This is a genomic window from Metabacillus halosaccharovorans (assembly GCF_002019635.1).
In the GTDB taxonomy this organism is placed as follows: Bacteria; Bacillota; Bacilli; order Bacillales; family Bacillaceae; genus Metabacillus; species Metabacillus halosaccharovorans.
In genome coordinates, this window is the sequence record NZ_KV917372.1 from 1,354,912 (window position 1) to 1,366,860 (window position 11,949).

The 11,949-nt window shown below is 36.9% G+C and carries 12 protein-coding genes; 1 reads left to right on the forward strand and 11 read right to left on the reverse strand.

The window, feature by feature from the left end; translation table 11 throughout:
• Positions 1-78: 78 nt before the first annotated feature.
• The 11 genes from BK577_RS20975 to BK577_RS21025 form a co-directional block, all read right to left on the reverse strand.
• Entirely contained in the window at positions 79-1,149 is a 1,071-nt protein-coding gene (locus BK577_RS20975; RefSeq protein ID WP_078434725.1) for a hypothetical protein, read from the reverse strand.
• A gap of 195 nt (positions 1,150-1,344) precedes the next feature.
• Entirely contained in the window at positions 1,345-2,607 is a 1,263-nt protein-coding gene (locus BK577_RS20980; RefSeq protein ID WP_180321240.1) for a peptidase, read from the reverse strand.
• Positions 2,608-2,644: 37 nt separating this feature from the next.
• A complete protein-coding gene (locus BK577_RS20985) occupies positions 2,645-3,307 on the reverse strand; it encodes a 3-oxoacid CoA-transferase subunit B (RefSeq protein WP_078434727.1) in 663 nt (220 codons plus the stop codon).
• Between the two features lie 19 nt (positions 3,308-3,326).
• Complete coding sequence (locus tag BK577_RS20990; RefSeq protein WP_139367401.1) at positions 3,327-4,034, reverse strand: CoA transferase subunit A; 708 nt, start codon at positions 4,032-4,034, stop codon at positions 3,327-3,329.
• Positions 3,997-5,379, reverse strand: a complete 1,383-nt coding sequence (locus BK577_RS20995) for an aspartate aminotransferase family protein (RefSeq protein ID WP_078434728.1) — start codon at positions 5,377-5,379, stop codon at positions 3,997-3,999. The genes BK577_RS20990 and BK577_RS20995 overlap by 38 nt, the downstream gene beginning before the upstream one ends.
• Positions 5,380-5,408: 29 nt before the next feature.
• Positions 5,409-5,681 carry a YokU family protein gene (locus BK577_RS21000; protein WP_078435342.1) on the reverse strand — a complete coding sequence of 91 codons (273 nt, stop codon included), beginning with the start codon at positions 5,679-5,681 and terminating at the stop codon, positions 5,409-5,411.
• Between the two features lie 16 nt (positions 5,682-5,697).
• Complete coding sequence (gene kamA / locus BK577_RS21005) at positions 5,698-7,098, reverse strand: lysine 2,3-aminomutase (protein WP_078434729.1); 1,401 nt, start codon at positions 7,096-7,098, stop codon at positions 5,698-5,700.
• 262 nt (positions 7,099-7,360) lie between these two features.
• The gene (gene ablB / locus BK577_RS21010; protein ID WP_078434730.1) at positions 7,361-8,212 is read right to left on the reverse strand and encodes a putative beta-lysine N-acetyltransferase; all 852 of its coding nucleotides are present in this window, start codon (positions 8,210-8,212) and stop codon (positions 7,361-7,363) included.
• Between the two features lie 35 nt (positions 8,213-8,247).
• Positions 8,248-9,636, reverse strand: a complete 1,389-nt coding sequence (locus BK577_RS21015) for a sigma-54 interaction domain-containing protein (protein ID WP_281252626.1) — start codon at positions 9,634-9,636, stop codon at positions 8,248-8,250.
• Between the two features lie 191 nt (positions 9,637-9,827).
• Complete coding sequence (locus tag BK577_RS21020; protein ID WP_078434731.1) at positions 9,828-10,610, reverse strand: ABC transporter ATP-binding protein; 783 nt, start codon at positions 10,608-10,610, stop codon at positions 9,828-9,830.
• Positions 10,611-10,701: 91 nt separating this feature from the next.
• Positions 10,702-11,337: a LysE family translocator gene (locus tag BK577_RS21025; RefSeq protein WP_078434732.1), complete on the reverse strand. Its 636-nt coding sequence runs from the start codon at positions 11,335-11,337 to the stop codon at positions 10,702-10,704.
• 161 nt (positions 11,338-11,498) lie between these two features.
• Here BK577_RS21025 and gvpU point away from each other — a divergent pair, with 161 nt between their 5' ends.
• The gene (gene gvpU / locus BK577_RS21030; protein WP_078434733.1) at positions 11,499-11,924 is read left to right on the forward strand and encodes a gas vesicle accessory protein GvpU; all 426 of its coding nucleotides are present in this window, start codon (positions 11,499-11,501) and stop codon (positions 11,922-11,924) included.
• The last annotated feature ends 25 nt before the right edge of the window (positions 11,925-11,949 follow it).

The following is an 11,949-nucleotide window of genomic DNA, read 5'->3' on the forward strand; positions in this document are numbered from 1 at the left end:
GAATGTCCTTAGATGGAGCTGTTGACAAAAGGGATTAGAAACATTTTCTATTCCCCTTTTATAGACAGCTCCTTTGTTTTATCCAAAATCCCCCATTCTCGTTACTAGCATTTCATAAAACCTTTCCGGTTCGTCCGGTGAAAGATGAACTTTTGTTACTTTTTTCTTAAAACCGTACATAAAGCCTACTTCTTGAGGGTGATAAAATTCAATTTCAAAAATAGGTTTTTCTTTCATAAAATCTGCTAATACTGCATCAAATACTTGTTTACTTTCTTCCTTCGACAATTTCTCAGGACCTTTGTAATAGCAAATCTCTTTTATCTCTTCAAACGGTACGACCAACTTCGCTTTAATTCCAACCTGTATATAAAGGAGATTTTTTGTTAGTATAAACGGACTAAGTCGAATAGCTTGAATATCAGCAATCAAATATACAAGCGTGTAAAGATTCATCACAAGCAAAACGTAGCTTATCATCTCATTCCAAGAATGCAGCAAAAAATGAAACCCTACCGATTCAAGTATTAAAGCATGAATAAGCATGACTGAGAAAGCAATATTACTCGTTTTTTTATGATAGGTAAACACGTTTGAATCATTAGCATTCGGAAGCCCCTTTTTATTCCAGGTAATGAAGCTATAATAAAACATTGTTAACTCAGATGTAATGACATCTAAAAAACGAGATGGCTTTAATTTTCTTTTCAACTCGATTTCAAATCTATATGAAAATGCAGGAATTTCTGTCGATTTATCTAGTTTTAAGCCCTTAATGATAGAAGGAAATTTGGTCACAATTTTATAGACAACAAACAACTCAAGAAGGATGAATGCCCCCTCTCCTGCAAAGAGAATATATTTGATAAATGAATATGATGACAATAAACCATTTGGGACAATGAGGAGTGCTACACCATAACCTGCTAATGCAACTGGAAGTATATATTTTAAAGAGTAGCGCTTTCTAAGAATGAATAGATATGTTATAAGAGGAATAATAATCATACAATCAAATAAAGTTGCCAAAGCAATCCCATCAGGAAGCGGTTGCGCAATGGGTACACGGTAAAGAAGTGTATTGGAGGCAATAATGAAAAACAATAGAAAACTAAATATGATCAAATTTCTTTTGGATATTATACTCATCAGATACACCCTCCTTTACTTATAATTATACCTTTCACCAGAGGGAAAAGGAGGTGATTCCACAGGATAATTTTGACAAATTAGTGTAGTTCATTATTGAGGATTGACAAGAAGAGTCGAATTCAACAAGTTTCATGTTTATTAAAAATTCAAGAGACCGACACTGTACAGTCCGCCTCTATCAAATGTTTTTTACTAACGCTCTACTCCGCACCAGTCAACAACCGTTAATGCAATAATTTCTGCTGCTTCAAACACTTTGTCTATTTCAATATATTCATTTGGAAAATGGGCTTTTTCTGTCACACCAGGGCCAAAGACAATTGTCGGAGTTGACCCTACCTGTGTTAACAAACCACCATCAGTCCCCCATGGTGATGCTTCAATGACAGGCTCTTTCCCTATTACTTCAGAGTAACTAGCTGATAATGTTTTGATCATTTCATGACTAAGGTCTACCGCGCCTGGTACCCACCGTGCACCAAACCATTCGAGTGAAACCGGGAAATCATAAAACCATTGATCAATATTCTTAAGCTCCTTGATCCAGGTCTCTAGTTCCATCTTAGCATGATTCATTGTTTCATCTGGAGAAATGCCCATTCTTCCTTCTAATTTCACAAGGTCAGCAACAGAGGATGGCCAATCACCTCCTACTATCTTTCCGATATTGATTGGAATTGGGATTGGAATTTTTTCATATAGAGGATCATGTATTCTCTTATTTCTTCGTTTCTCCAACTCTCTTATATGTTCCACAACAAGCATAGCTTTCTCAATTGCACAAACTCCCTCGTAACGTGTTCCCCCATGTGCAGATCTTCCCTTAACGGTTAACCGAAACCACATAGACCCTTGTTGTTTTGGGAAAATCTTCATATTAGTCGGTTCCGGAATAATCGCTGCATCTGCTTTATATCCCTTTAAAATAGCAGCAAGTGTCCCAGCCCCTCCACTTTCTTCTTCAATGACACTCTGAAATATAACATCTCCTTTTAAAGGTATTCCAAGAGCCCGAATGGCTGATAAGGCTAAAAGGAGAGAAACATTCCCCCCCTTCATATCTGTTGCACCACGTCCGTAAAGTTTTCCTGCTATCACTTTCCCGCTATATGGTTGATGATCCCACTGTGCATTATCTCCCTCAGGCACAACATCAATATGACCATTTAATATAATTGAGCGGCCCTCACCCGTGCCTTTTAATATACCGACAACATTGGGACTGCCTTTAAAATCCTTCCGGGGTGAAGCAAAGTACGGATGTGTAGCTAGAAATTTCCCATCAGGCTCCCACACTTCCACTTTTAACCCAATCTTTCTAAGTTTTTCAATGACAATGGTTTGCGCATATTGCTCATTTCCTTGTGTACTGTTGGCTTGAACGAGCTTTTGCAGCAATTCTATTCCATGGTCACGGTTATGTTGCAGCCAATGATGAATTTGTTCTCGAAGCATATGCTTTTCATCAGTCACCCTTCATCCCTCATCTCTTTTATATACCAATAACCTTTATTTCGTCTGAGATTTGCAGAGGTGCATTTGTTTTTGACATCACATCATGAACTGTAAATGGCGCCATGACTTCTGTTAATCGTAACCCTTGTTCTGTTACTTCCATTACTCCCATTTCTGTAATGATTAAGCTGACACACTCTTTAGCAGTTAATGGTAAAGTACATTCTTTCACAATTTTCGATTCACCTTTTTTATTACAATGATTCATTAATACAATGACACGCTTTGCCTTTTTCGCAAGTTCCATTGCTCCACCAATTCCTGGAACTCTTTTTCCTGGGACAATCCAGTTAGCTAAATCTCCTTTCTGACTAACTTCAAGTCCTCCTAAAATCGTAATATCTAAATATCCTGACCGAATCATGCCAAAAGCTGTTGAACTATCAAAATAGGAAGCTCCTGAAACAACGGTAACCGGAAAGCCTCCTGCATTACATAATGTTGGATTTTCCATACCCTTTTCAGGTGATCCACCCATGCCGAGAATTCCATTTTCCGCATGAAACATAACTTGGAGGTGCGGTGATAGATGATTCGGTACAAGGGACGGGATACCAATCCCTAAGTTGACAATCATACCCTCTTTAATTTCCTGAGCTGCCCTCTTTGCCAAGCGATTCCGTTCATCAAGTGAATTCACAATTCCATCACTCTCCCTATCATTCCCAGGCCCATTTCCAATCAATTCCCTGGCTATTTATCACCATATCTACATAAATACCCGGGGTTATAATATGTTCCGGATCTAGTTCACCACGTTCGACAATTTCTTCTGCTTCAACAATCGTATACTGACCCGCCATAGCTACTAAAGGATTTGTGTTTCTCGCACTCGTTTCATAGAGAACGTTTCCGAAAGTATCGGCTTTTTTTGCATAAACAATAGAAATATCGGCAGTTAGTGCAGTTTCTACTAAAAATTCCTTTCCATCGACTAAGATTTTTTGCTTTCCTGTTTCGATCATACTATCAAGCCCTATGTCTGTTAAAATCCCTACTAGACCAACTCCTCCTGCACGAATCCTCTCGGCGAGTGTTCCCTGTGGCGAAAACTCCACTTCCATTTTCCCTTCCATCATGAGCTGACCTGCAATAGGATTTGAACCAATATGAGAAACGATTAGCTTTTTAGCTTTTCCCTGACTAACCAATTTTCCAATCCCAATAGTAGGAAAACCCGCATCATTTCCAATTAATGTTAGGTCCTTTACACCTTTCTGAAGTATGCCATTAATTAAAGTCGGGGGATTACCAACACCGCCAAAGCCTCCAAACATGAGGGAACAGCCACTGTGAATATAGGATAAAGCTTCATCTAAGGTGCCTACTTTATTCATTCTTTTCATCTGGTGTGTTTGTTCCGTCATGTCCGACACCTCCTACTTCTTTTTGAATCTCTAATACTACTTCCTTTAATATGGAAACAAGTTCATCCATTTGACTTTTCGTAATAATAAACGGTGGTGAAATAATAATGGCATCACCATGGGCACCTTCTTGGCCGGCTGAGGATGGATAAACGAGCAAGCCTTTTTCTCTTGCCTTTCCTACGATCTTATTAGTTATCATGAGCTTTTTATCAAATGGTCGTTTTGTTGACTTATCGGATACAAATTCAACACCAATCATAAGACCTATCCCACGAATATCCCCTATAATCTTCGACTCTCCTAATTCAAAAAGTAGCTTTTGAAGCAAATACTCTCCCTGAACCTTCACATTTTGAACTAATTGATATTTTTCAATGTATTGAAGAACAGCCAAGGCTGTAGCGGCAGATTGAGGATTTGCACTATACGTATGACCGCTCATGACAGAGTTTGAGCCTTGCAGAATTGGTTTCATTACTTTTTCACTAGCTAAAGTGGCCGCAATAGCTGTATAGCCTGCACTCATCCCCTTCCCCAAAGCGATAATATCCGCTTGTACTCCCCAATGATGTAAACCAAACATTTCACCTGTTCGCCCTATTCCTGTCATAACTTCATCGGCAATAAAGAGGATGTTATACTTGTTGCAAATTTCTTTAACTTGCTGATAATATCCATCCGGAGGAATGATCACACCACCTGCCGCCCCAATAATCGGCTCCGCAATAAATGCCGCGATCTGCCCGGGACCAATTCTTTTTATCGCAGTTTCAATTTCATTTGCACAGGCTAGCTGACAAGAGGGATATGTTTTCTTTAATGAGCATTGATAGCAATATGGTGCTGAGACTGCGGGATAATCTTCAAGTATAGATACAAATCGTTCACGACGACTCACATGTCCGGACATTGATAAAGCACCAAGTGTAATTCCGTGGTAACTCACCCATCTGGACAATATTTTATTTTTCTTTAAATACCCTTGCTCCTGCCAGTGTTGAATCGCGATTTTCATCGCTGTTTCTGTAGCTTCCGACCCGCTGTTCACAAAAAAGGACCAATAATCCTCATCAGCATTCAAAAGTTCATTTAATTTTACTGCAAGCTTTTCTGCCGGTTCTGATGTGAATTGTGAGCGATAAACAAATGAAACTTTGTTTGCTTGCTCATGCATAGCCTCTATTATCTCAGATACTCCATGACCAATACTTGTTGTCACGGCTCCTGAAGATCCATCTATATACCGCTTGCCATCTTTGTCATACAAATAGATTCCTTCACCATGTGTCACAGTAGGATACTCTTCCTTCATACTCGGCTTGATTAACAAAGATCGATTCATACAATCGCCTCACTCTCTTGCTGACAAGCTTAAAATTTAAAGTAATTCCTTTTTAGTAATCTAGGTTGTGACATTAAGACATCAAATTCAATTGTATGTTTTAATCTCTTTGTATCTATTAACATAAGCTGGTCTTCAAGTTCTTCAATCGTTTTCTCTGTTTGATATTCCATCCCACATAATGAACAATAGACACCAGGTGTGTTAGTTATTTCAATCGCTCTTGTTCCATCCGGCAACTCCCAGTAAACCGTACATGCTTTCTCTTTGGCTCCTTCAGCTTCACACCATTCACATTTCATCTGTAAAGATTTCACCTCACGTTTCATCCTGAGCTGTCTTCTTTTGCTGTGCCAAATACTTCTTTTCCTTTAATTCATCGCGTTTTTCACGCTTATCTTTTAATGTTGAATATGCAGGGTTTTGTTGAAAGCTTTGTCTGCGGTTATAACGCTCAAGTGAATTCGGGACAAGATTAAATTGTTCATCATTTAATAATGATGTAATCCCTGTTTTTGAAGGCTTTAAATCATGGCCAGAATAAATTTCTCTAAAATAATCATCAGCTCGGCCTGCGATATAATTTTCCGGTTCCGGATATGTTGTAATGACTCCTTCAAAATTTCGTAGTACTGTTTTCGTTGGACTTTGTGAAATTAAATAGTTTGGCTGCAAGGTGATTTTTCCACCTCCACCAGGAGCATCGACAACAAAGGTTGGTACAGCATATCCACTTGTGTGACCTCGCAGCCCTTCTATAATTTCCAACCCTTTTGAAATAGGTGCCCGGAAGTGACCAATTCCCTCCGAAAGATCGCATTGATAAATATAATAAGGACGAACTCTGATTTTCACTAGATCATGCATAAGCTTTTTCATGATCGGTACACTGTCATTAATACCGGCTAAAATAACAGCCTGGTTGCCAACCGGTACACCGGCATTAACCAACATTTCACATGCACGCTTTGATTCTTCAGTAATTTCAATTGATGTATTGAAATGAGTATTCAGCCACACCGGATGATACTTTTTTAAAATCTTGCAAAGATTTTCTGTAATTCGTTGTGGAAACACTACAGGAGCTCTCGTACCAATTCGAATGATTTCCACATGTGGAATTTCGCGTAAATTTTTTAATATATATTCAAGTATATTGTCATTTATTAGTAGGCCATCACCGCCCGAGAGCAGAACATCACGTACCTCAGGTGTATGTCTAACATATTCAATTGCCGCATCTAATTGTTTTTTTGGTACACCCATGCCGATTTGTCCTGAGAATCTTCGACGAGTACAATAACGGCAATACATTGAGCATTGATTGGTCACGAGGAAAAGAACGCGATCAGGATAACGGTGGGTTAACCCGGCTACAGGTGAATCTTCATCCTCTTCCAAAGGATCTTCTAGATCATATTTCGTTTTATGAATTTCTTCGCCAATTGGGACAGATTGCATCCGAATTGGACATCTTGTATCTGTAGGGTTCATAAGAGCAGCATAATATGGAGTAATATTTAATGGGATCGTTTTCGTGGAGATTTTAACTCCTTCTTCTTCTTCAGGAGTAAGATCAATGACTTTTTTCAAATCATCAAGTGTACGAATAGTATTTGTTAATTGCCAAATCCAATCATTCCATTTTTCTTCCGGTACATCCTTCCACAACTCAATGTCCTTCCAATGACGCTTTGGTTTATATAAATCATATAACATGATTCTTTCCCCCTTACTTTTGCTATCAACAATAGATATGCAAATTCTATGCCAAAAACGAAAGTGAGGGGTGACTTTTTAAATTTTTTCGTACCATTAGCTATTTTCTGCAAAAAAAGAATGATATTAGGACATTATGATATTATGCGAAGATTGTAATAAGAATTTCGAATCGAATATTTCGCCAAAATTTCAGCAGCTTTTAGTAGATTGCAACTGCTGAATTTTCGGCAATAAGAAGAAAATTTGGCATCTTCTTTTGCTAAGATGATAAATCCTTCCCCCAGATATTCATATCTTCAAGCTTATCGTATATATAGCAATTATTTATGAGTCTTCCATGATATTGATATCCAAGTTGATAAAAAGCATAATTCATCCCGAATGATAAAGCTCGTGCCAAAGAGTAAGTATAATATATTCCATTTTTTCTCAAATCTTGTTCTAAATACATAAGCAACTTTTTCATGAGCCCATGTTTGCGGTGAACTTTTAATGTTGCACAATCTGTAAGCTCAGCATTATGATAAATAGAGTTTACATCAGCAGAGGCAGCACTAACAATTTCATTTTGATACTCAACAAGGTAAAAATAAGTTCCACCTTCAATCATGGTTTTAACATATTGTTGATCATTCATTGGCGTTGGATAAACTTGAAAGACCTTTCCGTATAATTCAGCAAGCTGCCGGGTATCACCCACTTCTGCTTTCCGGAAACTATAATCAGTTGGTACTAACTTATCATTCATGTTACGCCCTTTATTTTTAATATCCTGAAGAATTTCATTTTCTTTCACCCAGTATTGACTTGTTCTTCGTTCATTTTTGGTATATAAAGTCATAACATAATTGTGCGTCCCACTAAAATATCCAGGAATCACTCCTTCGAGTTCATATCCATGACTTAATAATTCTCGCCAATGCTCGGGATGTGAATAAAATAGTACTTTTTCACAGAAATCTTCATTAGAAATATGACTAATTTCCTGCAAAATTTGTGTCATATTTCCCCGGTAATGATCAATTCTAATTCTTTTGTTAAAATAATCCAGAAAGAGCTCAAGTTGATAATCAGAAGTTGATAATTTTACGGTCTTATAAGGTTTTGCCATCTCTGGATCCCTCCCTTTCTTTCAAATAAACCCTTTTACAAAAGCCTGTATTTCTTCATCTTATATTGTAATGTTTGCCTGGGAATTTCCAGAAGAATCGACGCCTTTAGTACATTACCTTTAGTTGTGTTTAATGCCTGTTTAATCATATTTTTTTCGGTTTGTTCTACGATTTTCCTCAAAGGTTGAATACTTACTTTCTCCATCAATTTTTCTTTTTTCATAAATGAAGGTAAATGTCTAACAGTTAATAAATCTTCTTTTTCGACCATATTCATCGCAAACTCAATGGTATGTTCAAGTTCCCTTACATTGCCCGGCCAATCATGTTGATTTAATGTATCTAGTACATGCTCTTCAACACCTATCACAAGTTTATTAAAGAGGTAGTTATATTTTTGAATAAAGTGATGTGTTAATAAAGCTATATCCCCTTTACGATCTCGTAGTGGTGGAAGCTCCAGAAAAAACACATTTAGTCGATAATATAAATCTGTACGCAAAGCTTTCTTTTCTATGAGTATGGAAGGATGTTCATTCATAGCCACGATAATTCGTACATCAACTGCATATGAGTCTGTTCCGCCTACTCGACGTATGATGCCATCTTCCAATACACGCAAAAGCTTTGTTTGAAATTCAAGTGGCATTGTGTGAATTTCATCTAGAAATAATGTTCCACCGTGAGCCAGTTCAAATAATCCCGCTCGATCAACTGATCCGGTAAAACTACCTTTCTTTGTTCCAAATAAGATGCTTTCAAGTAAAGAGTCTGGCAAAGATGAACAGTTTTGGGCTATGAATGGACCATTTTGTCTTGAGGATGCTTGATGGATAGATTGGACAAGCAGTTCTTTTCCGGTACCTGTTTCTCCAAATATCATCACAGGTGATGAACTATTGCCTGCTTTCTTGGCAAGAGTAATGACATCTCTCATGGCATCCGACGCAGTAATAATATCATCCCAATTGTACTTTGCACCTGTATTTTTTACAGGCTTAGATTGTTGTCCATTTACTTTTTCCTGAAGCTCAAGGAGCTTTTGTGACAGCTGCTTAACCTTTGTGAAATCCTTCGCAATCTCGATTGCTCCAACTATTTTATCGCCAACTTTAATCGGCAGTGTCGTATTAACTGTATCAATTAGCAATCCTTTATTATTTTTATAGGTTTGGGATTGCTGATAAATAGGTCTTCCTGTTTCGATAACCTTTAATAAAGTACTTGTTTGTTTACTTAATGAAGGAAACACATCTAACACATGCAATCCAAGAACTTCATCAATCTCAACACCATCGTGTTCTGCAGCCACCTGATTATAAAATATCGTTATTCCTTCGTAATTTACGGCATGAATGGCTTCATCTATGCTACTTAAAATGGCTTCAAGCATTTGCTTCGTTTCAAACGTTTTTAATATCACATGAAACCACCTCTATTCCAGCCAAACTATGGAGTTAATCGGTCCATATTCCCATTTTATTAAATGAAGGAAAGATGTATGCTGTGTCCTGAGAGCCCTCTATTACCAAAAATATCTTTTATCGTACCCTTATGTGAAATGAAATGACCTTAATCTAATATCCGCTTGAAAAAAGCAAATTTAAGCAATATTTATTTCTTTCTTAAACTTGCCCTTCCATTTTCCCATGTAACTGATACTTTACATTCAAAGAGCTCAGTAAGCTTCTCATCTGAAAGCATATCTTTTGTTAGACCAGAATCAAATACCTGACCATTTTTTAATAAAAGTGTGTGTGTAAAGATTGGTAAAATTTCTTCGACATGGTGTGTAACATAAAGAAGAGTTGGCGCAGTGCTCTTTTCTGATATGTGAGTTAATGCGTCCAATAACTGCTCACGGGCTAAAAAATCCAACCCTGTAGTCGGCTCATCAAGAATGAGTAATTCAGGGTCTGCCATTAGCGCGCGGGCAATAAGTACCCTTTGTCTCTCTCCTTGGGAAAGAGTTTCATATGGCCTATCAGCATAAGAAAGACAATGTAGTTCCTCTAATAATCCAATTGCTTTTTCTCTTATTTCTTCAGTCGGCTTTTCATATAAGCCGATCGATGCATAAGCTCCACTTAATACAATTTCAAAAGCACTGTCAGAAGGATAGAATTTTTGTTGGAGTCTAGAAGAAACGAGACCAATCTTTTGGCGAAGCTTTTCTGCTAAATAATCGCGGCCAAAGACCTTATCTAATACCTTTATAGAACCTTGTGTTGGAAAATAATAAGCACATAGCATGTTTAATAGCGCCGTTTTCCCAGCCCCATTCAATCCATATAACACCCAATTCTCATGTTGGTTAATGTGCCAATTGATATTTTGCAATATCCACTGTCCATTTCTTTTTAATGAAACCTGATCTAACTCAATTATTTTCTCCATAAGTACTCTCCTGAATTTTTTGATTATTTTGATCGTACCATAGATATTTGGGCTAGAAAAAGAAAAATAGACGATTTAATAATCGTCTTCATTAAAAACCAAATAACGCTTTTAAGCCTTGATATCCAAAATATCCACCAAACCCTAACAAAGATAATCCTGAAATAATGGATATGATTTTTAAGCTTGTATCATTTAAAAGTTTTCGAAAGCCTGTTGTCAGTCCCGCAACAAATATATCCCATAACGTAAGCCCTACAAATATCATACAACTATAAATAAGAAGCTGGCTTGTACCGCTTTCATGTGCTGTTTTCGCCAAAACTGAACCATATATCCCAAGCCAAAATAAAATTGATAAAGGACTTGTTATCGACATCATAAATCCAGTAAAAAAACATTTACTCAGTGAATCTTTTTTTCTGCTGTATGTAAGATTAACGCGATTAACACCTAAAATACTTTCAAACCCTGAATATAAAAGAATAAATCCTCCAAATAACCATAAAAAAATTTGTACAAAGGGAATATCTAAAAAATTCACCATTCCTAAGTAAACAAACAGCATAAAAATAGCATCTGCTATCATTGATCCTGCTCCTACGATCCATGCATGCCAGAATCCATTTTTAATTCCTTTATCAAGACGGGCCGAATTGACGGGCCCAATTGGAGCAGCAAGTGATAACCCTAAAAGAATATAACCGACCAAAATGCTAATACTCAAATATCCTTCTCTCCTTTTAATGGACTTGTACATTATATGAAAAAAGTTGTCCACTATGAGTGAATATTCGCTCTTTCTTTTTTAAAGAAATATTTGATGTTTAACTTATAAATTAAGGGCATGATAACTATACCAATATTATTGATCAGAGGTGTTAGGTTATGGCAAAAGAACAAACACAAATGAGTACAAATGATGCAATCATGTTAATGTTTTTAGATTTAGTTGAACAAGATGGAATTGAAGTAGATATAACACTTACAGTAAATGGTTCAATTGTATCTGGAACATTAATTGGTGCTACAGCCTACTACGAAGGAGTTACAGAGGCATCAAAAAACTTTGAGGATAGCACAATGTCTAAAATCATCTCAAAAAAATTTCATGATTTAAAAGAAGAGTATGCAAAACAGAAACAACAAGAAGCAGAAAAGGAATCAAAGGAAAAAGAAAATTCTTTTACCTTTATTCATCTAAAGAATGCAAAATATGTAACTAACCAACATGAAATTGCACATACAAATGGAACATGGTGGAGGGGAAAAATTGCGTCTATCGATGGATTTTCGTTTAATTCATTCGTTTAAACATAGTTTTTTGTCCCCCTATAAG